This is a genomic window from Mycoplasma zalophidermidis, assembly GCF_024742155.1.
GTDB classification, from domain to species: Bacteria; Bacillota_I; Bacilli_A; order Mycoplasmatales; family Metamycoplasmataceae; genus Mycoplasmopsis; species Mycoplasmopsis zalophidermidis.
In genome coordinates this window covers 39,262-66,039 of the sequence record NZ_JANSFS010000005.1, presented here as the reverse complement: position 1 = coordinate 66,039, position 26,778 = coordinate 39,262, and the positions used below count along the sequence as shown (strand labels likewise).

The window sequence follows — 26,778 nt, the reverse complement described above, 5'->3', positions numbered from 1 at the left end:
ATAAAAAAAATACTCGTTGCCGAGTATTTAAATGAGTATTAAACATGTCTTTTTAGATTAAAGTATGTTTTTTCACCATCGAATTTGCTTGTTTCACCTAATTCGTCTTCGATTTCTAATAGACGGTTGTATTTTGCGATTCTATCAGTTCTTGATAATGAACCAGTTTTGATTTGTCCGGTGTTTAAAGCAACTGCTAAGTCAGCAATTGTTGTATCTTCGGTTTCACCTGAACGGTGTGAAACTACACAAGTAAAACCGGCTTTATGAGCTAATTCCATTGTGTCTAATGTTTCTGATAATGAACCAATTTGGTTTAGTTTAATTAGAATTGAGTTCATAACATCTTTTTTAATAGCTTCTCTTAAAATTTCTTGGTTTGTAACTGTTAAGTCATCACCGACAATTTGAAGTCTATCACCTAAACGTTGATTCATTAGTTTGAAACCATCTCAATCACTTTCTGCTAAACCATCTTCAATTGAAATAATTGGATATGTATTTACTAATTTTTCATAGTAATCTACAAGTTCTTCAGTAGTGTATTCTAATTTAACGTCTTGTAAGTGGTCAAAGCCATTACGTTTTTCATCAATAGCTTGTTTTAGTTTTTTGAAAACATATTTTTTAGCTTTTTCATCGTAGAATTCACTAGCTGCTGGGTCCATTGCAATTGCAACAGCCTTTTCTCCAGATGTAGCAGGAACAAGTCCGGCCGCCTTAATAGCTTGTACCATGTAGTCAAGAACTTCTTCATGTGATTTTAAGTTTGGAGCATATCCACCTTCATCACCAACAGTTGTACCGTGTTCTTTTTTCAATAATTTACCTAAGTTATGGAATACTTTGTTAGCCATTTGTAAAGCTTCTCTAAATGTTTTAGCCCCAACAGGCATGATCATAAATTCTTGCATATCAACTGTGTTTGATGAGTGAGCACCACCATTCATAACATTTAACATTGGAACAGGTAGTGTTCTTGCATTAGTACCACCAATGTATCTATATAAAGGTAATCCTGCTTCTTCAGCAGCAGCACGAGCGACAGCTAATGAAACTCCTAAGATAGCGTTAGCACCTAAATTTGTTTTGTTTTTTGTGCCGTCCAATTTAATCATTGTCATATCAATTAGTCTTTGTTCGCTAACTTCAAGACCAATTAATTCTGGTGCAATAATTTCGTTTGTGTTAGTTACGGCTTTCATAACACCTTTACCGCCGAACCAGTTGTCCTTAAATTCAGGAAATGCTGCATCTCTTAATTCACAGGCTTCTCTTGTACCTGTTGAGGCGCCTGAAGGCACCATAGAAACACCTTGTGCACCCAATTCAGTTGTAACCTTAACAGCGATTGTTGGGTTACCTCTTGAGTCAAGAATTTCTCTTGCGTAAATATCTATAATTTTTGACATATATACTCTCCTATTTTATTTTTATTACTTCTATGTTATTTAAAATTATATTACTTTCAAATTTTTCCAAATTATTTAGTTCATTTTCTAATTTAATAACATCTTCAAAACGTGGTTTAGTTACTGGCTCTTTTGGAGCAAACATTTCGCACGTTTCATTTGCTTTTTCAATGCTTATTTCGTAGGTTCCGATTTGTTTTGCAATATTTATTGTTTCTACCTTATCTTTTGTTAATAAAGGACGCAAAACCAATTTTGAACTAGATTGATTAATAACAGATAGTGATTCTAATGTTTGCGAAGCAACTTGTCCAAGATTTTCACCATTTGAAAGAGCTATAAAATGAAGTTTGTCTGCTAAACTGGATGCAATTCTATAAAAACTTCTTCTTAACAATGTTATTTTAAATGCCTGATTTGATACAAGTGCAATGTAATTCAAAATATTTGAATAATCACATAAATAAAACATACTTTTGCATTGATAGTTGTTTAATTTAGCAATCAATCTTTTCATTTTATCAATTGTTTTTTCATCGGTTTGTGGTGGAGAAACAAATGAAAGGAAATGTACCTCTAAGCCACGTTTCATTAATTCAAAGGCAGCCACTGGCGAGTCGATGCCGCCGCTCATTAAGTGTAATACACGACCTGAAATTCCAACGGGTAGTCCGCCAAGTCCGGGTGTGGCGTCTTGAAAAATAAATGTTGATTTATCTCTCACCTCCACAAAAATTGTTTGGTCTGGATTGTGTACATCAACACTGATATTTGGGTGGTTTTTAAGAATAAAACCACCTAATTGCATGTTGATATCTTGACTAGAAAGCTCAAAATTTTTGTTTGAACGTCTGGCAGAGATTTTGAATGTTTTAGAATTAAAATCAATCATTTTGTTAGCGAAATCAAATATTTGATCAATTTTATTTTCACATTCAACAACCGGACTATAAGAACTTATGCCGAAAATGTATTTCAATTTATTCATATTGTGTTGAGAATATGAAAGATACATACGATCAAATTTAGCATCTGGTCGTTCGCCAACAATGTTTGTAATGTTACGGGCTAAAACATCTATAAAATTTTGTCTATTTTTACCTTTAAGCGTTAATTCCCCGTAACGTATTAATATCTTAGTGAACATCTAATTTCTCCCTTCTAATTAAGTCTTTAATCAATTGGAATGCCTCTTTGTATTGTTTATTTTGGATTTTTTCAAGACTTATTTTAATCAGCGAATCAATATTTTCATTGTTTAATCTGTATATTGATGCTGAGTTAATTAAATCCAGAGCCATAAATTTATATGTTTGAGCATAATAAATCAATTTACACAATTCTAACAGTCTATCAGCAAAAAACGTTAGTTTGTTTTCTTCTATTGCTGATTTTGATGTGAAACTTTCATTCATTTTGATTAATTGTGTAATTGCTTTTTCATTGGTTGAATTCATCTCTAATAAATCTTTATTTGTGATAACAAACAAGTACCATATTTGTAAAATATTTAAATAGTATTGTTGATAACGTTTACTTTCTTCGGCGTCATTATATTGTTTAATTAAATAGTTAAACTTATTTATTCATTCAATCATTGAATTAATGAACGCGTCAATATCTAGATATGATACATTTGCTTCACCATTTGTTAAAGCTGTTTTAATTTTTGCAAAATCTTGTTTTAAATTTACGAAATTAGCAATTATTTGAGTTTTTTCATTTTGTTTGTACTCATCTGTAATTAAAACAAAATTATTAGTGATTAATTCAATTTTATTCAGATTTTGGTTAATTAATGAGATATTATTACCAATAAAATTTGACAATTCTTGCTTGGTTTTTAATTGTGAAGTCAAAACACTGTAATGATATAACCAAGCACGAATTCTGGAGATTGTTGTTTGGTAGGTTTCTTTAATAAAATCATCTTGAATTTTAACTAAATCACCGTTCAGTTTTGTGTAATTGGTATTGCTTTGGTCTAGATGTTTAATTTGATTTAAACATTCAGGAAGATAACTAAAACTCAATCATTCCATATTAACCATGTGGCTGACTTTTTCAGCAAAAATTCTTACCTTACGGTCATGTTCGTTTAAATCTTTGGACACATCTTGAATTGCCTTACTAGTTCTTTGAGATTCTAGATATGAAGTTTTCTTTCGTAACTCGTTTAGTTCATTAATTAAAGAATTATAGGAAATTGGTAGTTTATCTTTGCTTTCATTGATTATTTGTTCAAGTGTTTTAATTACTTCATAGGCATTTACCGCCACTACTTCGATAGCGTTTCAATGTTTGTTAAGAGAATCACTTAAACCACTGAATTGTTGATTTAAATTATTGTAGTCTTTAAAAATGTTAGTTGCCTTTTTGTGTAATGATTTAGCCTCATTTAAATTGTACTTTGTAATTGCTTCATTCAAATTTTGCAAGACAGGGTTAATTTCTTTGGTTAAATCACACATTTTTGAGTACATATTATTCAGTCTATTTTTCAAATCCAAGTAATTAGTCATTGTTGCTGATAATGTCCTAAATCTGTCAATAGTAGCCGAGTTACTATAGTTTGAACTTTTGATCGCTTGCGTTCATTTCTTCAGGTGTTCATTGAAATATGATAGTTTTGTTTTGCGGATTGTTAGATAAATCAAGAAACCTTCAAGTAGCAGAGCAAACAAGAAAATCAGCATTGAAATAGTTAAGATAATTGTTTTTTTATATTCCATAATTATCAATTATATATAAAGTATTTCATATTAATATTATTTATTAAACTATGAACTAGCTAAATATAAAAAAAATCAACATATTATGTCGAAAGAATTGTTTTTATTTTTGTTTCCAAATTGATATTTATTTCGCATAATAAAATTAGGGTTTCTTACAGTTGATTATGGAAATTTGCTTAGCTATTAGAACTATTGAGTTGGTAACTAGTTCGATAATTTCTTTACGTGACTACTTAGCGTAATATGTGTTTACAGTAATCAATAAATAGATAATTTGTTCTTCCAATATAATATTCTCCATTATTTTAATTATTTATTTCAAAACTAGATTTGTCGATTTTGAAATAAAAAATCTGATTTCTCAGATTTTTATAAGTGCACTGGATTATTAATTGTTACGTGAGTTGATACTTTTGTAACCTTCGACGATTTTATCTTTGTAGAAACCACACATTTCACAAACTTTGTGTTGTTGTGTTAGGTTAGTACAGTTTTTACATGCCACTAGGTTTTGTACTACTAAAGTGTCATGAGTACGTCTTTTATGTTTACGTTGTTTCGAAGTTTTACGTTTTGGAACTATAGCCATGATTCCTCCTTTAAATATTTATAAGATCTTATTATTTATTTAAAATAACGTAAAGTTATTATAAGACAAAACAACAAAAACAAAAACATAATAATAAAATATTTGTTAATAAAAATTTAATGTATCATATATAGCGAATAACATAAAGAGTTGCCTAGTTTGACAGCAGTGAGGCATGCCAACCCCAATTTTGGAAGGTGGAAAGTCAGGGAGAGATTTCTTCAACATGTGAATCTTTTTAAACTTAACTCTTTGTTTTATTTAACGCAAAAGGAGTTTTTTATTTATGAAAAATATTAATCAAAACATTTCTTCTGATAAAGTAAGAAATTTATTTACGTCAGAAAGTGTCGGACAAGGACACCCGGACAAAATATGTGATCAAATATCTGATCGTATCCTAGATGCTTATTTAGAACAAGATTCAAACGCCAGAGTGGCGATTGAAACAATGGCGACTGGTAATATTGTTTTAATAGCAGGCGAAGTTAGTTCAAACGCTAAGGTTGATGCTATAGCAATAGCAAAATCAATATTTGATAAACTGGATTATCCGACTGTTAACATTAAATTCATAACGGATATAAAGCAACAAAGCCCAGATATTAGCAGAGGCGTTATCTTATCAGATGATGAAATTGGTGCGGGTGACCAGGGTATTATGTTTGGTTATGCTTGCAGCGAAACAAGCAATTACATGCCCCTTGCTATTGCCTTGGCTCACGAATTAGTTAAACACGCAGATAAATTACGTCAAAACGGCCAATTTAAATGAGCGAAGGCAGATATGAAAAGCCAAGTAACTGTTGAATATGATGACGAAGGTAAAATACTGGATGTTGACACAGTTTTAATGTCAATTCAACACGATGAAAATTATAATGATGTTGAATTCAAAGAATTTATCATTAATAATATAATTTCAGTAGTTTTAGGAAAATATAATTTTAAATTACCTAATAAAATATTAATAAATCCTACTGGTCGTTTTGTTATCGGTGGACCAATAGGAGATACTGGTTTAACCGGTAGAAAAATTATTGTTGATACCTATGGTGGATACGGACGCCACGGCGGTGGAGCGTTTTCAGGAAAAGATTCAACAAAAGTTGATAGAAGTGCGGCTTATGCTTGTCGTTGAATTGCGAAAAATATTGTAGCTACCAAAAAACTATGCAACTGAATTGAAATCCAGGTATCATACGCAATTGGTGTGGCTAAACCCGTTTCGATTAACGTTAAAACAGATGGGAATCGAAATGTTGAATTAATCAAAAATATAATTACCAGCATTTTTGATTTACGTCCACAATCAATCATTAAGGAACTAGATTTAAGAAAACCAATTTTTGGTGATACCAGTTATTTTGGGCATTTTGGCAGGGATGATTTAGATTTACCTTGAGAGAGAACAAATAAGGTTAAAGACATTGAAACATATTTAAAACATAATGGTTTTTAAAGATTTCTTTATGGTATAATAACCGACAGACAACGTTAAAACATGAATTAGGTCTATGATTAGCTAAATAAATTCAGCAAATCAATTCAAAGGGAGCAAAAATGAGAAAAATTGTTAGATTAAAAAATAAAGAACGTGCTGCAAAAAGACTACACAAATTGCAAAAAGAACAAGCAAGAGATGAACGTAGAGCAGCTAAAGCACAAGCTTAATTAGAACTTTATTCATATTATTTATTCGGCATTTTAAAAAGCCAATCAATAAAAAATATCGCATTAATCTGCGATATTTTCTTTATTCATGAGAAATTGTTATTTTGAATTCCCCCATTGGGTGGTCATTAATACTGAACATTTCATACTGGAAAAAAGCTTCTTTTTCACTAACGATACATTTATCCATCAATGTTTTAAGAATAATGTCATTTTTTTCTAAATGTATTTTTGAACCATTGTGACATTTTAAGAGTCTTAATTGTAATGTCGCATTATTTGTAATTACATTAACGCTTTTAGGGTTAATTTCAATACGTGTTGGCTGTTTGCTTTGGGGATCATGAAATTCATAAACTTCATATTCATATTCTATATTTTCAAAAGGATGTTTGATTAATTCTTTTGAGTATTTTGCATCGACCTCAAATTCAGCTTTTTGGTCTTGACCTTCTTGTCTATATAGTGAGCAAAATTTTATTTTCATAAACTTAATCTTTCAATTACAACATCACGGCCGTAAAGGAAAATTGCTTTAGCTAATTCTGGTCCATGTTCGGCAAAAGTCGTAGCTTTTCTTATTGGCATAAACAATTTTTTACCGCTAATTCCTAGTTTGTCTCTGGTATTATTGATAGCTAATTGTATATTTTCAACTGTGAAATCAACATTTTCAATTTGGTTAGTGAATTCGTTAATTACTGCTAATTCTTGTTCATTGAATACAAAGTCAGTTGTTTTTACTGGATTTTTGTATGAATTTAAGTGGTTATTTAGTTCGGTTATAGTTCCGACGCTTTCTTTAAATGTTTCAATAAATAATTTGACTCAAAGATCGTTAATGTCCTGATTCAATTTTGAGGCTATTTCGGTATTGTCATTATTTTTAAAGTATTGTTTAGAGAATCAATGCATTTTGACGATGTCAAATTTTGACGGTGATTTAGAAAGTCTCTGTGGATCAAATTTAGCAATAATTTCTTCTTTTGTCATTATTTCGCTTGCATCTTCTGCTGTTCATCCTAACAATGTTAAAAAGTTAAAGACCGCTTCCGGTACATAACCTTCATTACGGTAATCTTCGATGAATTGTTTAAGTGATGTATCTCTCTTTGATAATTTTTTGCCTTCCATATTAGTGATTACTGTTAAATGGCCGAAAGTAGGGGCTTGTCAACCTAAAGCTTTGTAAATAACTAATTGTTTAGGAGTATTCGTTATGTGTTCTTCGCCACGTAAAACGTGCGTTATTGACATATCATGGTCATCGACAACGACTGCGAAGTTATATGTTGGATAACCATCAGATTTAAAAATTACTCAGTCACCGATATCTGAAGAATCAAAACTTATAGGTCCTCTAACAATATCATCTCAACTAAGTTGAACATTTTTAGGCATTTTTAATCTGATTGAATACTTACCTGCTTCTTCTCTCTTGATTTTTTCTTCATCGGTGATTTTTAATCAATTAGCATCATATTTGAATGACGGAATACCTTTTGCTTCGCTTTCGGCGTGCTGTTGCTCAAGTTCTTCAGAATTATCGTATGCTTTATAAGCTAAGCCACGATTTAGTAATTCTTGAGCAATTTCTTTGTATCTATCAAGTTTTTCGCTCTGGCGATATTTACCACAATTTGGATTTGGTTTGAAAGGACTTTCGTCTGGGATGATACCTAATCAAGCCAAATTTTCTAGTTGACTTTTTTCTCCGTCAATAACGTTTCTTTTAATATCGGTATCTTCAAGACGGAAAATAAATTCTCCGTTAAAATGCTTTGCAAATAAATAGCAAAATAATGCTGTTCTTGCACCACCAATATGTAAATATCCTGTAGGACTTGGTGCGTATCTTGTTCTAATTTTCTTCATAATTACTCCTATTAATATTAAGTTTAATTTTAATACAAAAACAAAAAAAACTAACATTTAATGTGTTAGTTAAAAAACTAGTTAGACAGCATTTTTGTTCTTTTAAACAAGTTTGGCTGAATTTTATTTCAATTCAATATCGTATAACCACAGATGTTTATAGTTAAAATCGAAATAGTTGCAATTCAGATATAACCCATTGCTAGTTGAGGATTAAAGTTAGTTTTACCATCTAGATTTTTATATATATTATTTCCGATTGATAATTCATTTTGTGCAAAGACAGCATAAGTTATTGAATTTCTGAAAATTAATTCAAAATAAAATATAGTTAATGAAATAATTTCTCTTTTTAAAGATGGAATAATAAATTTTAAATATATTTGGTTGTTTGAATATCCTTGCATACGCATGTTAGTAATAATTTCCTCATCCAAGTTATCAACCGCTTCAACTAATTGTTTAGATTTTGAAGACATTTCATGAAGCCCTAAAATTATGATAATTAGGAAAAATGGAGAAGCAGTTAAAATTGGTAGAAAAACATAAAAATATACCACCGTAGGAATTAAGCGAATTAACGCATTAAAACCTCTTCAAAAAACTGAAAACCAAGCTTTATTTAGCCTAATTGATTGCAACCTTACAGAAATAAAAGTGAAAAATGTACAAATTGTAAGAGCCATGATTGTGAAACTAATAGACTCTCAAATCATTAAGAACGGATTAAAATTAAGATCTCAACTATTTAACTTAAATCCGCTAAAATCTGGGTGAAAGAAGGCATTGAAAAATAATTTTGTTTCTGAAAGATTAAAAAATCATATAGGTGTAGATGTAACTGTTCATATTGTAATTACAGTACAAATCAGAAAAATAGAAGTCATAATAAGTTTTCTGAAATTAATAGTTTTTGCAAGTCTTTGGTATTCGAGTGTCTTAAATTTATATTTTTGAATATACGATTTTGATTTAGTCTCGAATAAATAATTCTTAAATAAAATATTTATTATTTCTAGAAAAATTATAAAACCCATTAATACTAACAAAGGTATACCGAGTTGAGTAAAACGAATAGTTTTCTCTGAAGCATAGTTGATTAAGACACCAATTCCTGGTAAACTTAAAGCTCCCAGTATTGCTGCTCATCTTATATTTGATTCAAACGAAAAAATGAATAGCGCAAAAATTCTGTTATTTATTCTCGGTCAAATTTCCTTAATAAATGCTTTAAATTTCGTATTTCCTTGATTTATTGATAAATAGTATGGATTTAAATCTACGTTTTGTAATATTTCTATATAGTATTTGTGTAATCATAATCAAGTAAATCATAGGTACACAATCATTAAACTGATTTCATTTCGAAAAGTGTTGGTAATTAATAAAATAAATACAATTTCAGGTATCGCACGTAAAAATAAAATAGTTAGTTTAAAGACATAAGCAACGAATTTGTTTGTTACAGCTTTGAATGATAATACGGCTGTGATTATAGCAAGTGCAAATCCAGTGAATGTACCAGCAAGCGCCAATTTTATTGTTATTCATAAAGAGTAAAATGAATCTTTTCATAGATCTGTATAAATACCTGTAGCGCTCCCGTTGACAGTACTTTTATTACTGAAAATGAATAGTTTTCATAATTTTTTTAGAATTAAATCAGAATTTGTAAAGTTAATATTTTTAACTTGAAACGCGATTAAAGTGCATATTCCTGCGACAATTAAGAATATAGCTATACGTTTGAAAATTGGGTTAATTTTTCAACCAGTTGTTTTATCGCTATATGCGCTTATGTACTGATATTTGTAAAATTTTGATATTTTAGCTACTGAGTTTTTTGTACCGATTCTATTAGTTCTCATAGTTCAACATCATCAACTTTTTTGTTTAAAATAATATGTTTATTATTAATTGCTATTACTCGATCGAAATATTGTTTAATAAGACTTAAATCGTGTATATTGACAATCAAAGTTTTATTTTTGTGTTTTAGATTCAACAGTAAATCTAACACTTCTTTGCTTGTGTGGTTATCAAGGTTTGCTGTAGGCTCGTCAGCAAGAATTAAATCAACATCTCTAATCAATAATTTGGCAATTTCAACTCTTTGTTGTTGACCGCCACTCAAATCTGATACACGAGAAAAAGATTTATCAAGAATATTTAATTCATCTAGTGTTTGAAATATTTTAGTTTTTTGTTTTTTGTTTAGAATACCGAAGATTTGATAAAAGAAATTTGAATATTTAGTGTGAGAACGTCTTATATTCTCATAAACATTATCAGTATTTATAAGGTTTGGTTTTTGGGTTAAAAAACCAATTCTATCAATTATTTTTTTTCAATGTTTAATTGGTATTTTTGAAATCTCTTTTCCAAATAGTTTGATTTCACCACTCCGGGGTTTAATTGCTTTGACAAACATTTTAAATAGAGTTGATTTACCTGCTCCACTTGGACCAATAACAGCAATCATTTCTCCCTCATAAACATTTAAATTTATGTTTTGCAGAACATCTTCGGAATTTTTTTTATAAGTAAGATTGATATCTTTACATTCAATAATTTTGTTCATTAGTTAATTTCCGGTATATCATTAACTAAATCTTGAACACTCTCAGCTTGAACCTGCAATTTGACAAATTTTTGAAATAATTCGTTAGATAGCAGTTGGAATTTATTGTATCCAGTATAGATTCCGTATGTATTTTCTTGTACGGTAAGAGATGTAAGTGCCTTCGCAATTAATTCAACTTGTTTATCGTGTAGGCCTTTTCTTCCAAGAACTACATCATATGCAGCTGGATTGGTTAAGGTTAATGTTCTGATAACATCATTTTCCTGATCTTCATAGCTTTTATTTGATTTAAAGCCTTGAGGTTTGTAATAATTGTTTTTACCATTATTTTCAGTTCAGTTATACGAACCTTCATCATCGAAGGCAATATGAGGAACAATTTTTTCTCCTTTTGAATTTTGTGATTCTTTACCCAATTGTGATTTAGGCTTAGACCCTTTAAAAACATATTCAGAGTTTGAGTTTAAATATTCCAGTATTTCAGTAAGAGGTTTATTGAAATGACGAGCTAATAGTGCCGCTTGATATTTAAAACCGCCTGCGCTAGTGTTTTTGCTGTAAACAATACCGTGAGAAACAAATTTTTCTCAATTTCTATCTTCTCAATCTTTAGTAATTTCGGTTCGTTTAGCAAAATTTCCTGATATTAATATTGCACCGTGATAAACATATGTTAATTTATCTTTTGAATAGAATGTATCGTATTTCGAACCATCAAAATTGATTTTGTTTTGTTTAATTGCTTCTGGTCAGTCCGGATATTCAAAACCAGTGTTTTTTACTCAAACTTCATTATTTTTTATTGCCGCAATTCTTAGCGGATCTGTTGAAGTTCCGTCTTTATATAAATCGTTGTCTGAAGATTGTCAATTAAATTTTAATGTACTGGTTTGAGCTACCAATTTTGGATTATTATCATTCACAAATTTTCCGTCTTGTCAAAAGTTTTCTGAAAAAACTGTGTAATTTGCAATTAATAAATCATTTTTTTTATTATCGTTTTCAATGTCTTGAATGTATGTGCTTTTATCTTTGGTTTCAATGTTAAATTTAACATCTGGCAGATGTTTTGTGCTTTTATCTTTATTCTTTAATTCATTGAATCTTTTACTTAATAAATTCAAGAAATCGGTTTCTTTCTTAGTTTTTTGAAAACCTGGATTTATTCATGAATTAGTTATAGTAATCTCTGTATCTCACAATAAATCTAAGTTTTCTTTTGTTTTTTCGGTCGTTTTGTTATTGCAACTAGCAGACAACAATGTCGCTGTTGTCAAAGTAAGTGGTGCCGACGCACTCATTATTTTTTTAATAAATTTCATAAAAAATACTCCTTTGACAAGGAATCAAATTAAATAAGAACTTAGCCACGCATGAATTACCATGATCTGCTAATAGGTATGTTCTCAGCCACTTTCGTAGCACCCTTGTCAATTTAATTATAAACCAGTATAGTACAAATAAAGAAATATTTACACACGGGTGTTAACGTAAAATGTAAATTAGTGAAAAACGTGTGATTTTATTACAAATGATATGAACATCTATGATGTTAAATTAATAAGTATTATCTACATAAAAAAATCAAAGTTGATATAATATTAATATTAAAATATATATTTATAGGAGCAAGAATGTCATTTAACGAAAAAGATAAAGAAAAAGTATTAGACGAAAAAGAAGAATTAAACAAACCAATTATTGAAGAATTTGATGAAAATTATATTCCCGATGAAGAATTATTTGTTGCCTTCAAACAAGAAGAAAATACAGAAATTGAGGATGAAGAGGAAGAACAAATACCGCAAAATAAAGAAGATTATGTTGTTCAGAGCCAGATTATTGAAAAACCACTAGATGGTCTTCATCCAATTGATATTGACAAAGAAATGAAAAATTCATTCCTTGAGTATGCAATGAGTGTTATTGTTTCGCGTGCTTTGCCTGATGCTAGAGATGGTTTAAAACCTGTTCACCGTCGTATTTTATATGATATGAGTGAGTTGGGCATTACTCACGCTTCACAACATAGAAAAAGCGCACGTATTGTTGGTGACGTTCTTGGTAAATATCACCCACACGGTGATTCATCAGTTTATGATGCTATGGTTCGTATGGCGCAAGAGTTTTCTATGAGATATCCATTGGTTGATGGACATGGAAACTTTGGTTCAATTGACGGTGATGGTGCGGCTGCGATGCGTTATACTGAAGCAAGAATGAGTAAAGTTGCTTCTGAAATGTTGGATGGAATTAAAAAAGACACAGTTGATTTTGTGGACAACTATGATGCAAGCGAAAAAGAACCAGTTGTGTTACCAGCTCGCTTTCCAAACTTGTTAGTTACTGGTGGATCGGGTATTGCTGTCGGTATGGCAACTAACATCCCACCTCATAACTTAGGAGAAGCAATTGATGCAACTATAGCGCTAGCTAAGAATCCGGATTTATCAATAGAAGAGATGATGGAATTTTTACCTGGACCTGATTTTCCAACGGGTGCTATGATCTTAGGCAACGAAGGAATCAAGGAAGCATATACTACTGGTAAAGGTTCAATACCTATTCGTTCAATTGCTAAAATTGAAGAGTTTAAAAACGGAAAAAGCAGAATTATTGTTACTGAAATCCCTTATGAGATCAAAAAAACAGCAATCATTGAAAAAATCGCGGATTTAGTTAAAGATAAATCAATTGAAGGCATTGCAGATTTAAGAGACGAATCTAACCGTGAAGGTATTAGAATTGTTATAGACTTGAAGCGTAATATAAATCCACACATTTTGTTAAATAAACTTTATCGCCAAACAAATCTACAAGTTAATTACAATGTTAACTTTGTTGCTTTAGTGAGCGGTGAACCAAAACTATTGAATATTAAGCAAGCTATTGAAGTTTATTTAAAGCATCAAGAAGATGTCGTTACACGTAGATTAAAATTTGATCTTGAAAAAGCTAAAGACAGACTTCATGTTTTAGAAGGTTTAAAAATCGCTGTTGAAAATATCGATGAAGTAATTGCAATCATTAAAAAATCTAAGAATGACGCTGAAGCCCAACAAAGATTAGGCGAAAGATTTAATTTAAGCGAAAGACAAACAAAAGCTATTGTAGATATGCGTTTAGGCCGTTTGACTGGTTTGGCTATTGAAAATATGATTGAAGAAATGAATCAATTAATTGCCGAAATTACACGTATTGAAGAAATTTTGGCTTCACATGAAAAATTGGTTCAATTAATTATTGATGAATTAACTGAAGTTAAAATGAAATATGCTGACGAACGTAGATCGACAATCAACCTAGAAGCCGGTGGAAGAATAACAGATGAAGACTTAATTCCCGAAAGAGATATTGTTATTACAACATCTGCTAAAGGATATGTAAAAAGAATCGATCTTGAAGAATACAAAACTCAAAGAAGAGGTGGAGTTGGTATAACAACAATGAAAACCTATGACGACGATGATGTAGCTTCATTAATAACTTGTTCAACTCACACTGATTTATTGTTATTTTCAAACCATGCGAGGGTATATAGAATAAGAGCTCATGAAATACCTGAATTATCAAGACAATCTAAAGGAACTCCTTTTGTGAATTTAGTTCCAACTTTAAATGTTAAAGACAATGAAAAAATAGTTTCAATGTTACCTATAAATGACTATAACGAAAACGAATTTTTATTCACAGCAACAAAATATGGAATTATTAAAAAAACACCTTTAACACAATATCAAACTATTTATGCTAGTGGTAAATACGCATTTAGTTTGCGCGAGGGTGATGAATTAGTAAGAGCAATGATAGTTAAAGAGGATTCGTTAATTATGTTGGCTAATAATGACGATAGAATAGTTAAATTCCAATCCAAAGATTTTAGACCATTGTCTAGAACAGCATATGGCGTTAAAGGTATTAATTTAGAAGAAAATCAAGAAGTTGTTTCTGCTTCGAGTGATTTAGAAGGCGAATTAGTATTAACTATTGGGGCTGAAGGGTTTGGTAAATTAACTCATCATGATCAATTTAGACTTGTGAAACGTGGCGGAAAAGGTGTTAAAGGTATTAATTCTAAATTAGCCGGTAATATTGTCTTTTCACGTTTTGTTAACCCTCAGGATGAGTTACTAATTATTACGACAAGTGGCTTAACAATTAGGGTGCCTATTGAACAAATAAACATTAGCGGTCGTGCAAGCAAAGGTGTCAAACTTATTAATCTTAAAAATAAAGAAAATATACAAGCAGTAGAAGTGATTAAGGTTGACGATAAAATTGACGAGCAAGTATCTCTTAAAAAAGCTGAATTCATTAAAAAAGTTCTTGAACAAACACCGGAAGATGGAATAGATGATACTGATGATTCTGAAATTGATGAAGAAAGAGTCACCGCTGAAGAAATCGAATAATTTTAAAGAAGGACAAAGATGACTGACAAAAATGTTTTAAAGAAAGACAAATTATTACATATTAATAACAATTATGTTTTTTTAAATAAAACAGAAAAAGATCCAGTACGTCTTTGTTCTTTTTTGCTACTTGCTCAAGCTATTCATGAAAATATCAAACCTAAATCTAAGATTTTAATATCTTTGGAAGGTGAAACCAGAAATAAATATCTTACCAAGGTAGCAAAATTTTTGCAAAGTCACGGACACATTATTTATGAATACGATAAGCATAGTTCCGCCCCCATGATACTTGATGAATATGCAATGAAGGTCAATCCGCTTGATTATTTACTAAAATTGACAATTAATACAGAATTTAAGTACTTACAGGTAAATATTAAAGATTCAAAATTTGACGATTTAACTCCTGAAAAACAATCGGAAATTTATGAAATGTATGTTAACAATCACGAGTTTAATTTTGACTGGGATGTTAAACCATTTATAAAATTAAATTTTGACAAATACGTAAGCGAATTATGTTCAAAGAATGAAATTTTAAAACCTTTTGCTAACGTCAAGCAGCGATATAAATCGCTAAGTTTATTGACGCATAAAAATTTAACTTCATTGGTTTTAATGAGAAATTTATTGCAAAATTATGCTAACAATTTTAAAACAAGAAAAAGAAGTCATGGTCTAAAATGGGTTAAAGTCGTTTCTAAACTATTTAGAAAATCAATGATAAAAAGAAAGATTTCTAATATTTTTCATTTCGGCGATTCTTCCAAAATCAATGTTGGATTGTTATTGAATAATAGATTCAATTTTGCTGACTCTAATACACTTGCATTAATCTATTTAGACTTTTATTTAGAGGAATATAAACGAGTAAAAAAAGATATTTCAGACTTCAAAGTTATGATTCCACATAGTTCGACCTATGCGGTAAAAGATCTATTAAAACAATATGGAGTAGGTTGGACTTATTTTGACCATTCCAATTATAAATCTGTACTTAATGACAAAAATTATGTATTTGCGTACACTGAAAATAACTTTATTGCGAACCCAAAATATTCTCCTGAATTTAATAATTATTATTTCTTTATTTGTTTAATTTGAATGCTTAATTCCTATGCAAACCGAAACAATCTTTTAAGCTTTAAATATAATAAATTAGTAGAGAGTTTCGGTAGTATTAAGACTATTAAAAAACGTTATAAATTAGATTTCGAAGAAACAAAAAAGATAACTAATTTCATTTCAACTGCAATAATGAAGGACAAAAAAAATAAATCAAATCTATGATTCAATTTTGAGGCCATAGACAAATGAGACCATAATAAATATTTTTTTATAAAATTAACAACATCAAAAAAACACGAAGTAATTTTTTATTATGATTTTGATTCGAAAAAATTGTGTGTTGATATTATTATGTGCATGGTTTACAGATATAAAGACAATTATTCTTTCTTAGAACAATGTTCAATCGCGATAAAAATTAATTGAATATTGCATAAGTTTAAAAAATTACTTAGAAAATTACGGAAAACTACAAAAAATAATACTGAAAATGATGAGTAATAATTTTGATTATTTAATCTTTTATATATAATAAAAAAGCATATTACAGCCGGCAATCATAACTAAATGTTATAACACTTCAGTGGAGTTGAAAGTAGGGATGCTGAAAACCGAAATCATTAAAGTTTTATTAATTAGTTAGAGATTACCCCTTTTGATGTTTTATGCAGAAAGAGGAAAAAACATGAGATATACAGGTCCAGTTTTCAAAAAGGCTCGTCGTTACGGCTTTTCAATTCTTGAAACAGGAAAAGAGTTCTCAAAAGGTAAAAAGAGAACTTACGCACCAGGTCAACACGGCAACAAACGTGTAAAATTATCAGACTATGGTCTACACTTATACGAAAAACAAAAAGTTAAATTCGTATATGGCATGAGTGAAAAACAATTAAGAAAATTCTTTGAGAGAGCTGCAAAGATTAAAGGTGTTTTAGGTACAAACCTAATCCAACTTTTAGAAGTTCGTTTAGATAACCTAGTTTACCGTGCAGGTTTTGCAAATACAAGAAGACAAGCAAGACAATTAGTTGCGCATAACCACTTTACAGTTGATGGTAAAAAAGCAAACATTCCATCAATGACTATTAAAGTAGGACAAGTTATTGCTTTAAAAGAAAAATCACAAAAGAATTCACAAATTATTGCAAACTTAGCTGAAAAAACAACGGCTGCTTGAATTACCCTAAAAGGTTTTGAAGCTACTTTAGATCGTTTACCTGAAAGAACAGAAGTATTACCTGAAATTAAAGAAAACCTAGTTGTTGAGTTCTACTCAAAATAATTAACTAAGGTATAAGGAAGTATTATGAAAAAAGATATTCACCCACAATACAATGTTGTTAAAACAACATGTTCAACATGTAATACAGAATTCGAATTCGGTACAACAAAAACTTCAATTTCAGTAGACGTTTGTTCAGGATGTCACGTAGTTTACACAGGTGACAGAGCAAAAACAAAAGCAACCGGTATGATTGACAAATTTAATCAACGTCTTGCAAAATCAGTTAAAAAATAATCACTCATTAATAACATCGAGTAATCGATGTTTTTTTATTTTAATTAGATAGGCACTGGGAATTTTTTTAAAAAATTTTCAATTTTGTTAAAAAGAAATTTAGTTAGATGACTGCTTTATTTTATGTTTTTTTACTAAGACTCAAAAACAAGAAAAAGTAACGATAAATAATTTAGCAGTCGAATGCTAAATTTGCTAAAAAATGTTATAATTTTCATATGAATAATTTAGAACTAACAAACGATAAACAAAAGATTTTGAAATGTGTTGTAGATTTATATATTGAAACTGGTCAACCAGTTGGATCTTCAACATTAGTTACGCGGTTTAACCTGTCATTTTCAAGTGCAAAAGTTAGATATTTAATGAACAATTTAGAAAAAATGGGGTATCTCGAAAAGACTCATACTTCATCTGGACGTATTCCCTCGATAGAAGGTTATAAATTTTACGCAAAACATTTAATTACGCAAGACTCAAAATCATTAAGAGAAAAGATAAAGGATATATTCGCAAAAAGAAGAACTAGTGTAGATGAAACAGTTAAAGAAGCATGTAAAGTTATTTCGGATACGGTTGGTATAACATTAGTTACAAGTGAAACTAATGAATCATCTACTTTAAAAAGTATTCAATTGGTACCTCTAACTGAAAATCAAGCCACTATAGTTTTGGTTACTTCATTTGGTGAAGTCACACATAGAACTATTACTCTTGATTTAAACAGCACTGACATGAATGATTTGAGAATAGCTATTAGAATTTTCAAGGAACGTTTGATAGATGTCCCAATTTTGAAACTTCGTGAAACTGCGGACAGTTTAGCTCCAATTCTAGCCGGTCAAATTAAAAACTATGAATCAATATTGGAAAGTTTAGTTAATAATGTGTTTGACTTTGAATTGCAAAATAAAAATGTTGTCTACGGTAAAGATAAAATTATTTTGGCGGATGAAATATCTAGACAAGATTTAACTAAAATTCTGTATTTAATTGAAAATCAGTCAATTTGGAAAACTCTAGAGAGAGAAATTGATGACGATGCTAAATTAAAAATTGCTGTTAGAGATGACCATTGTTCAATAATTACAAAAAAACTTGAAACTGATGGAAAAATTAAGGAAATAAGTTTGGTTGGTTCAAACAGAATGGACTATCATAGAAGTTTAACTGCTATTAAGCTGTTAGAAGATTTAATTATAGATAGCGATAAAAATAAGGAGTAATTATGAGAGACAAAGATTTAAAAACAGGAACTATAATAAAAACTAATGTTAAAGTATTTGAAGGGAAGAAATTTATTAAAAAATTATCAAAACGTAATTATTTAATTAAATTAGGTGAAAGTTCAATAAATTCTCAAATAGATGAATCAATAATGAATACGGGATGAGCACCTCGTTACAAGATAATAGTCACTTTTGATGAAAATGCCAAGAGTGATTATGCAAAAAAAACGCTTACTTTTGATATAGAAAACCTATCATTTGAATCTAGCAAAAAATTCAAAAACGACAAAGAAAAAGAACAAAAATCAATGGAACTAGAAAATCTTAAAAAAGAATTGGTTGATTCTAAACTTGAATTCAAACTACTTGCTGACAAGTTTTTCGCATTAGAAGAAATCAATAATACATTGAAGGAAAAAATCAGAGAATTAAATAATAAAGTTAACGAAAACAAACGAATTACAGTACCTGAAGAAGAAATTAAAAGAATCAAAGAATATGCGCTTCAAAAATTCTTCGAAGATTTTACCAATCCTTTTGCCACTCTTAAACTTGCGATCGAATCTGGTTTAAATAGTACTGAGCACAGTGTAAAAACGTACGTTACTGGGTTTAAGATGGTTCTTGGAATGCTTGAATCCGTTTTCAACTCTCACGGACTTAAAACATTTTTACCAAAAGTCGGTGATATATTTGATCCGAATACTCAGAAACCGATTGATTTTGTAATTGATCCGGATGTAGAACCAAATACAATCAAAAGAGTCGACTGCGAAGCATATTTATTGAATGACCGTGTTATCAAGTATGCTTTAGTGGTTGTGAGCAAAAAAGAATAATTAAACAAGATAGTCTTGTTTTTTTATAATTTTGAAATGACTGTGTATAATAATATTATGTTTAAAAAAGCAAGCAAAGATGCGTGAGCTGTTGTTAAAAAAAGTAACATGTTCATGCTAGCTATTGGATTATTGATTGGAACGTCATTTAACGGAGTTGTTAAATCACTCGCTAATGATGTTATACTTCCCCCTATAGCAAAACTCACTGGAGCTGAAACTCTGGAAAAATGAAAAATTGGAGAAATTTTAATTGGGAAATTTTTAGCTGCTTTATTTGCTTTCATTATTGTAACATTAGTCATTTATTTATTATTGATGATTGTGTTCTTAATTAAGGCAGTAGTTGATTTCAAAAAAATACTAAAAATAAAAGACCAACCTCAACCAATTCCGGAACCAACCACAGAGCAATTAATTTTAGCTGAACTAAAAAAAATGAATGAAAATTTTGAGTCAGCAAAAACCAAGAAAGAGGATAAAGAATAGCTCGGGCTATTCTTTGTTGTTTATTTTAAGCAAAAATGTCATTTTTTTCCTTCATTTAATTATTGCCATAATTATGTGTTATATAAAACAGGAGGTGGAATGAAGTATCAATTTAAGAAAATTTCTATTGCTGAACAAGTTAATATTTACGGTGGTAGTATATTAGCAGTCGTTACTGCTGTAGCTCCGATTGTATTTGCAGGTATAAGTACAATAGCAAATGTAGTCAAAATGTTTATGTCATCATCAGGTGAAACAAAAGTTGGAAATAACTCGATTAAATGAAACGATAATAATCAAAAATCAGAATCTGCAACTCAATACAAAACAATTTATTTAAGTTATTAAGCCCAGGGGTAAAAAATGCTTTTATTTTAGTATTTTTGTACTATAATGACATTGTTACTTTTTGTAACCATTCTGAACGGGTCTTCAAGTATATTTATTATCACCCTTAAGATGAGCCACAAAAAACAGGAGATTAATAGACATGTTAGCTATTATTGAAACTGGAGGCAAGCAAATTTTAGTCAAAGAAGGACAAACAATTTTCATCGAAAAAATTGAAGGTGAAGAAGGTTCAGTTGTAAAATTTGACAAGGTTTTACTAGTTGGTGAAAAAATTGGTAAACCATATCTTGAAAAAGCATATGTTGAAGGAGTAATCCAAAAACAAGGCAAAAGCAAAAAAATCATCGTATACCGTCACAATGCTAAATCTACACACAAAAGAAAACTAGGACATCGTCAACCATATACACGTGTTGAAGTTAAAAAGATTGTAGGGTAATAGAAAATGGCAAAGACAAAAGCTGGTGGATCAACTAAAAACGGTCGTGACAGTCGCGGCCAAAGATTAGGCATCAAGCTAGGTGATGGTCAATTCTGTACAGCAGGGTCAATTATTTTCCGTCAAAGAGGAACAAAAATTTTCCCTGGTACTAATGCAGGTATTGGTAAAGATGACACAATTTATGCTTTAATTACAGGATACGTAAAATTTGAAAAACGTAGAAATCGTACATATGCCTCAGTATATGAAACAAGAGTTGTTACACCTAAAAACAACTAAATATAAAAAAACTGGTTTTCCGGTTTTTTTATATTCATTTAATTGAATTTTTATACAAATTATGAAGATTTTTTCCTTTTTTATAGATTTTAGAACTTTATGGCTTATAAACTATGGAGGTTAAAATGAATGAATTATTAGTATATCTTTCCTATGTAAATAAAGGAAACAATTATGAAATTTTTAAAGACTTAGTCAAAAAAAGAAAAGTGGGCGAAAGTCATATAAAGCAAGTTCTCAACATTTTAGAAAAAAATAATATTAAATATATAACTGTTTTTGACGACCAATACCCTGAAGAATTAAAACTTTTAAAATATTCTCCTTATGTGCTTTACTACAAAGGTAAATTAAGTTTATTGAACCGAAAAAAAATCACTTTAACAGGAGATTTGGATAATGAAAGAGTAAAATCTTTTATTAATAATTCCTTGAATAAATTCATGTCGGAGTTTGTGTTAGTTACTAGTGATTTTACTAAAATTGATCGTGAAATAGCACAACTATATCAGTCAACTAATAAAGGAGTAATACACGTTTTAGTTAGCGGTCATGATTTTATAGATATTAACGCAGAACTAAATAATTCTTTATATATTTCTCAATATCCGCCTTATGTTAATCCAAAATATATAAGATTTAAAGAAAGAAATATATTGATTGCCTCAATTAGCAAGTTTTTGGTAATCTATGGTGCAAAACAAGGGTCCGGGATAATTAATCTTGCAAATAATTTTGTAGATTTCAATAAAGAAGTTTATTGTTATCCAGGCTTAAACATCGATGAAGCAACAAATTTTTTAATAAAAAACGGCGCAAATTTAATTACGCATGTAGCTGATGTGATTGATTATTAATTTAAATTTAAAAATCCTAAAAATTCAAATCTGGTAAAAAATGTGTTTATTAATAGTGCAGAAAGTAAATAAAAACCTTATTTTAGCTTAATAATTAGACTTAAAAAGCGTTTTTTAGTATATAAAATTTAATTTACAAAAATAAATATAAAAGTTTTATTTGTAATTATAATATTCATATGAACGATCAAGGGAAAATTACTAAAAAATCTGAACCATTAGCGGTCAGAAAAGTTAATCAAAAAATTAAAGAATATAAAATGGGGGCTCACGCCTATAACCTTGAAAATCCTCACGAAAAAGATGTTAAACAAAAAAGAGTGCAACAATATTTCATTAGAACTTGCTTCATGTTTTTAGCAGCATTCATGTTTAACTTTGGAGCAGTAGTGTTTCTTCAACGTTCAGAAACCATTCCGTCAGGACTATCGGGTGTGCCAATGTTGATTTCGTTGATTTTTCATCAAACGAAACCATTTTTTGGTCTTATGTATTTAGCGTGCAATATTCCTTTGTTTTTTATTCTGTGAAAAAAAACAAAGTTATCATTTAATTTACACACATTAGAATTCATGATTTTTCAAACTTTAATCAACTTTGTGTTAACGGGCGGTAATGAGGGCAATACTGTTGCAGATTGATTTCATAATGTATTTAATGTTGCGCCGGGTTGAGAAAGAACTGTGTTAATCGATGGTGTAAATTATGAAAATCCGGTAACATGACCAATTTTAGCTAACGGGTTAATTGGTTCCCTGTTTGTTGGTATTGCTATTTCTCTGGCATGAAAATCGGGCGGTTCAACAGGCGGAACCGACATTGTTGCTTACTTTTTTTCAATGAAAAAACAAAAGAGTGTTGGAGGGATATTAACAATTGTATCGCTTGCCACATCAATCACATTTTTAATTATATTTGCATTCGCTCAACCGCACAATGAATCGATTGTTATAGTTTATAAAAAAATTGGGGATAATCATTATGTTACTTATATTAGTTCAGGCAAACGTGTAATAATCGGAATGAGAGAAATCACTTCATTTGTTTATATCGCAGCTGTTAACGGCTTAATATCTGTGCTTTATCCTAAATATAAAAAAGTGAATGTTGAAATTTCTTGTGTCAAATCATTTGACAAAGTTATGCAATATTTTAACGATATCAACTACTGACACTCTTATTCAATTTATGCGACAACAAGCGGATATTCTGGTGAAAAAGTTTACAAAATTAATACAACGATGTTGTTATTAGAAACTAAAAATATTATTCAAGATTTAAGAGTTATTGATCCTAAAATATGAATAAGCATTAAACCAATATTAAAAATTCACGGTAACTTCAATACACGTTTCGTTGATGATAATTAAAAGGCAGATTAAGCCTTTTTTTATTTAAAAAATGCGCTTGAAGCGCATTTTGGTATTTATTATTCACCATCTGGAATATCTAGTTCGATTTGTTCATCATCAACAAGTTTTTTAGCCTCTGCCAACTCTAGACTGAAGAATGTTGTAATTCCACGGTTTTGCATAGTTGCACCAAATAGAGAGTCAACTCTTGACATTGTTCCGTGACGGTGTGTAATAACTATAAATTGAGTTTTTTCTTTTAACTCTTGTAGATATTCAGCATATCTTACGACATTAGCTTCGTCAAGCGCCGCTTCAACCTCATCTAATATACACAATGGAAGTGGGCGAGCTTTTAGAATTCCGAATAGCAATGATATCGCAATTAGAGATTTTTCTCCACCAGAAAATAATTTAAGGTTCGCAATGTTTTTTCCTGGAGGTTGAGCTTTAATTTCAATACCTGATTCCAATATATCATTAGGGTCAGTTCAATATAATTCGGCGCGTCCACCACCAAGCATTGTGGCAAAAACTTCGTTGAATGGACCATTAACATCGTTAACAATGTTCACTAATCTAGTGGTAATAACTTTATCAATGTCAGCAATAGCATTTTCAAGAGTTTGTTTAGCTTCAGAAAGTTCCCTTTCTCCTTCGGCTAACTTATTGTATCTTGCTTCTTCTTCAATTAATGTTTCAAGAGATTCAATATTAACTGAACCTAATTTATCGATTTCTTCTCTTAGGGTTCAGACAAAGTCTTCTGCATCTTCTTGATTCATAACTAAATTGTATTGTTCCGCAGCGGCTTCAAATGTCATTTTATATTGACTTGCTAGACGCTCTCTTGATTGATCTAATAGCATCTTAGATTTATCTTTTTGAGTCAGTTTTTGAGCGAATGATTGAATTAATTTATTAAGAGTTGAACTATAGTCATTTTTAACAATGTTTAGTTGGTCTAAATCAATGGTTAAACTTCTAATTCTTTTTTCTTTTGCGTTTAATTCTGAAAGTAAAGTTACTTTACGAGTGTTTAAAAGTTCTACATCAGCTTTAGAATTTGCTAATGAAGATTCTTTTTCTTCGCTTAATTCAACAATTCGAGCGTTTAAATTCGATAATTTTAGATTTAACTCATCTAAAGTGAATTGTTCATTAACTTTTTTACTTTTTAAGGTTGAAATTTCATTTTGCAATGATGTTGCTAAATCAAAAGCTTGTTTTCTTTTGTTTTTAACTTCATTTAATTTAGTGATAGCCAGTTGTATTTGAGCATTTAATCCTGGAATAAGTTTTTTTAGTTCTTCAATTTTTTCTTCGAATCCTAATAAGCTTTGTGTTTGAACTTTTGCTCCACCAACAATAACACCTCCGGCTCTTATTGTATCGCCTTCTAACGTTACAATCATATAACGACGTTCAAGTATGTTTGAAATTTTATTGGCTTGCTCGATGTCAGATGCTACGATAACATTGCCAAGTAAGAATTTTTTAAGTATTTCGTACTCAGGAGCAGAATATACCAATTCAGATGCTACGGCAACGAAACCGGGATGACCTTGAACTGCAAGCAAATGATCGTCTCTAACAGATTTTGGTTGAATTGATGAAAGAGGGATAAAAGTTGCACGACCACCATCGTTTTGTTTTAAGAAGTTAACAGCTTTAACAGCGGTTTCGGATTTATCGACAACTAAATGTTGTGCTGCGCTGCTTAAAATAACATCAATAGCACGCAAGTATTCATTATCAACTTTAATTAAATCAGCAACAGTACCCTTTAAAGGTTTTCCAAAGTATGTTTTATTTTCCAAAATAGTCTTGGTTCCTTTATAAAGCATCGTGTTTCCTTCGCGTTGTTGTTCTAAAACGTGAAGATGAGTTCTTACCTTAACTAGGTCGCTATCCTTTTTATTTTTTTGAATGTTCAATAATCCAACTTCTTCATCAAGTTTTGCGATTTCTACGTTATTTTCTTGATATCTTAAATTTAACACTTCCATTTGTCTTTCAATATTTTTAATATTTCCAGTGTGTTGTGTTGCTAATTTTTGAAAAGCTTTAATTCTCTCTTCGACGCTTACTTCGATTTCGCCTTGAGCAATCAATCTTTCACGAGCGGTTTCCTTTGCTAAGACTAAGTCAATGTTACGAAGTCTTTCTTCAACTTCTTTTAATTCTTTGCTTAATAGATCAGCATTTTTTTGTTCTTCAATTCTAAATCCAGTATTTTGTGAAATTTTAGCTTCGGCTTCCTTGATTCTTTCTTCAAGGTCAATTTTGGTTTCAGAAACTCCTTCAAGCTCTTGAGTTAGGCTTTCATATGTTGCACCGTAAGTTTTAATATTATGAACTAATAAACCAACTTCAACTTCTTTTAATTCTTCTGTTTTAGCAATATAAATTTTTGCCTTCTCGGCTTGTTTTCTTAAAGGTATTAGTTTTCTTTCGATTTCAGCAATAACTAATGTTATTTGATCCAAACCTTCTTGAGTTTTTGCTAACTTGCTTAAAGCTTCTTTTTTCTTGAATTTATACTTTGAAACTCCGGCAGCTTCTTCAAAAATTGCTTTACGTTGTTCTGGTGTTGATTGAGCAATATCTGAAACTGTCCCTTGAGAAATAATAGCTAAAGAAGATTTTCCAATTCCTGATTCCATAGCTATTTCCAATATGTCTTTTTGACGACATTCTTCACCGTTTAAATAATATTTATTTGTGCCGTTACCTCTTTCAAGAACACGGGATATTGTAAATATTTCATGAGGTATTGAATTTTGACCATCTTTATTATCAAATGTTAATGTAACTTCTGCACGATCCAGTGGCTTTGCGGTTTGAGAACCTTGGAAGATAACATCATCCATTTTATCTCCCCGTAATTCTTTAGCACTTCTTTCCCCAAGAACCCATCTTATTGCGTCATTAATATTAGATTTACCAGAACCATTAGGACCAACGATTCCAGCCACTCCTCCATCAAATCTTAAAGAAATTGGATCGGCAAACGATTTAAACCCGTGGGCTTCAACTTTTATTAATTTCATTTTTCCTCCGTTTTGA

The 26,778-nt window shown here is 30.2% G+C and carries 23 protein-coding genes; 13 read left to right on the top strand and 10 right to left on the bottom strand.

Features of this window, described 5'->3' with window-relative positions; genetic code table 4:
• Positions 1-38: 38 nt before the first annotated feature.
• From eno to rpmF, 4 genes are all read right to left on the bottom strand, one after another.
• Positions 39-1,412, bottom strand: coding sequence for a phosphopyruvate hydratase (gene eno, locus NW238_RS03080; protein ID WP_216505585.1), 1,374 nt, complete (start codon positions 1,410-1,412; stop codon positions 39-41).
• Positions 1,413-1,422: 10 nt separating this feature from the next.
• A complete protein-coding gene (gene thiI, locus NW238_RS03075; protein ID WP_216505586.1) occupies positions 1,423-2,559 on the bottom strand; it encodes a tRNA uracil 4-sulfurtransferase ThiI in 1,137 nt (378 codons plus the stop codon).
• A complete protein-coding gene (locus NW238_RS03070; RefSeq protein ID WP_216505587.1) occupies positions 2,549-4,144 on the bottom strand; it encodes a hypothetical protein in 1,596 nt (531 codons plus the stop codon). The genes thiI and NW238_RS03070 overlap by 11 nt, the downstream gene beginning before the upstream one ends.
• A gap of 391 nt (positions 4,145-4,535) precedes the next feature.
• Complete coding sequence (gene rpmF / locus NW238_RS03065; RefSeq protein WP_216505588.1) at positions 4,536-4,736, bottom strand: 50S ribosomal protein L32; 201 nt, start codon at positions 4,734-4,736, stop codon at positions 4,536-4,538.
• A 286-nt stretch (positions 4,737-5,022) separates the two neighbouring features.
• On the opposite strand from rpmF, the gene metK reads away from it, so the two are divergent.
• Positions 5,023-6,198, top strand: coding sequence for a methionine adenosyltransferase (metK, locus tag NW238_RS03060; protein ID WP_216505589.1), 1,176 nt, complete (start codon positions 5,023-5,025; stop codon positions 6,196-6,198).
• Positions 6,199-6,492: 294 nt separating this feature from the next.
• Here metK and NW238_RS03055 read toward each other — a convergent pair whose 3' ends face one another.
• From NW238_RS03055 to cypl, 5 genes are all read right to left on the bottom strand, one after another.
• Positions 6,493-6,897 (bottom strand): hypothetical protein, encoded by a 405-nt coding sequence (locus NW238_RS03055; protein ID WP_258451791.1) that lies wholly within the window; start codon positions 6,895-6,897, stop codon positions 6,493-6,495.
• Positions 6,888-8,285 carry a glutamate--tRNA ligase gene (gltX, locus tag NW238_RS03050; protein WP_258451789.1) on the bottom strand — a complete coding sequence of 466 codons (1,398 nt, stop codon included), beginning with the start codon at positions 8,283-8,285 and terminating at the stop codon, positions 6,888-6,890. Before gltX ends, NW238_RS03055 begins: the two co-directional genes overlap by 10 nt.
• A 77-nt stretch (positions 8,286-8,362) precedes the next feature.
• Entirely contained in the window at positions 8,363-10,153 is a 1,791-nt protein-coding gene (locus NW238_RS03045; RefSeq protein WP_258451788.1) for a PhnE/PtxC family ABC transporter permease, read from the bottom strand.
• Positions 10,117-10,866 carry a phosphonate ABC transporter ATP-binding protein gene (locus NW238_RS03040; RefSeq protein WP_216505593.1) on the bottom strand — a complete coding sequence of 250 codons (750 nt, stop codon included), beginning with the start codon at positions 10,864-10,866 and terminating at the stop codon, positions 10,117-10,119. The genes NW238_RS03045 and NW238_RS03040 overlap by 37 nt, the downstream gene beginning before the upstream one ends.
• Entirely contained in the window at positions 10,866-12,191 is a 1,326-nt protein-coding gene (gene cypl, locus NW238_RS03035) for an ABC transporter thiamine pyrophosphate-binding lipoprotein p37/Cypl (protein WP_216505594.1), read from the bottom strand. Before cypl ends, NW238_RS03040 begins: the two co-directional genes overlap by 1 nt.
• Positions 12,192-12,503: 312 nt before the next feature.
• On the opposite strand from cypl, the gene gyrA reads away from it, so the two are divergent.
• The 12 genes from gyrA (at position 12,504) to NW238_RS02975 (ending at position 23,727) form a co-directional block, all read left to right on the top strand.
• Complete coding sequence (gene gyrA, locus NW238_RS03030; protein ID WP_216505595.1) at positions 12,504-15,281, top strand: DNA gyrase subunit A; 2,778 nt, start codon at positions 12,504-12,506, stop codon at positions 15,279-15,281.
• Between the two features lie 18 nt (positions 15,282-15,299).
• Complete coding sequence (locus NW238_RS03025) at positions 15,300-16,853, top strand: MAG5620 family putative phospho-sugar mutase (protein ID WP_216505596.1); 1,554 nt, start codon at positions 15,300-15,302, stop codon at positions 16,851-16,853.
• Positions 16,854-17,037: 184 nt separating this feature from the next.
• The gene (gene rpsD / locus NW238_RS03020; protein ID WP_216505597.1) at positions 17,038-17,634 is read left to right on the top strand and encodes a 30S ribosomal protein S4; all 597 of its coding nucleotides are present in this window, start codon (positions 17,038-17,040) and stop codon (positions 17,632-17,634) included.
• 24 nt (positions 17,635-17,658) lie between these two features.
• On the top strand, positions 17,659-17,871 hold the full coding sequence (rpmE, locus tag NW238_RS03015; RefSeq protein ID WP_216505598.1) for a 50S ribosomal protein L31: 213 nt from the start codon (positions 17,659-17,661) through the stop codon (positions 17,869-17,871).
• A gap of 218 nt (positions 17,872-18,089) precedes the next feature.
• Positions 18,090-19,097 (top strand): heat-inducible transcriptional repressor HrcA, encoded by a 1,008-nt coding sequence (gene hrcA / locus NW238_RS03010; protein ID WP_216505599.1) that lies wholly within the window; start codon positions 18,090-18,092, stop codon positions 19,095-19,097.
• 2 nt (positions 19,098-19,099) lie between these two features.
• Positions 19,100-19,939: a nucleotide exchange factor GrpE gene (locus NW238_RS03005; RefSeq protein WP_216505600.1), complete on the top strand. Its 840-nt coding sequence runs from the start codon at positions 19,100-19,102 to the stop codon at positions 19,937-19,939.
• 57 nt (positions 19,940-19,996) lie between these two features.
• Positions 19,997-20,428 carry a large conductance mechanosensitive channel protein MscL gene (locus NW238_RS03000; RefSeq protein WP_216505601.1) on the top strand — a complete coding sequence of 144 codons (432 nt, stop codon included), beginning with the start codon at positions 19,997-19,999 and terminating at the stop codon, positions 20,426-20,428.
• Between the two features lie 99 nt (positions 20,429-20,527).
• The gene (locus tag NW238_RS02995) at positions 20,528-20,776 is read left to right on the top strand and encodes a hypothetical protein (protein WP_216505602.1); all 249 of its coding nucleotides are present in this window, start codon (positions 20,528-20,530) and stop codon (positions 20,774-20,776) included.
• A gap of 142 nt (positions 20,777-20,918) precedes the next feature.
• Positions 20,919-21,218 carry a 50S ribosomal protein L21 gene (rplU, locus tag NW238_RS02990; protein WP_171111059.1) on the top strand — a complete coding sequence of 100 codons (300 nt, stop codon included), beginning with the start codon at positions 20,919-20,921 and terminating at the stop codon, positions 21,216-21,218.
• A gap of 6 nt (positions 21,219-21,224) precedes the next feature.
• Positions 21,225-21,500 carry a 50S ribosomal protein L27 gene (rpmA, locus tag NW238_RS02985; protein WP_216505603.1) on the top strand — a complete coding sequence of 92 codons (276 nt, stop codon included), beginning with the start codon at positions 21,225-21,227 and terminating at the stop codon, positions 21,498-21,500.
• 125 nt (positions 21,501-21,625) lie between these two features.
• The gene (locus NW238_RS02980; protein ID WP_216567894.1) at positions 21,626-22,357 is read left to right on the top strand and encodes a DNA-processing protein DprA; all 732 of its coding nucleotides are present in this window, start codon (positions 21,626-21,628) and stop codon (positions 22,355-22,357) included.
• Positions 22,358-22,536: 179 nt separating this feature from the next.
• On the top strand, positions 22,537-23,727 hold the full coding sequence (locus NW238_RS02975) for a YitT family protein (RefSeq protein ID WP_216505605.1): 1,191 nt from the start codon (positions 22,537-22,539) through the stop codon (positions 23,725-23,727).
• A 59-nt stretch (positions 23,728-23,786) separates the two neighbouring features.
• Here NW238_RS02975 and NW238_RS02970 read toward each other — a convergent pair whose 3' ends face one another.
• On the bottom strand, positions 23,787-26,762 hold the full coding sequence (locus NW238_RS02970) for an SMC hinge domain-related protein (protein ID WP_216505606.1): 2,976 nt from the start codon (positions 26,760-26,762) through the stop codon (positions 23,787-23,789).
• Between the last annotated feature and the right edge of the window lie 16 nt (positions 26,763-26,778).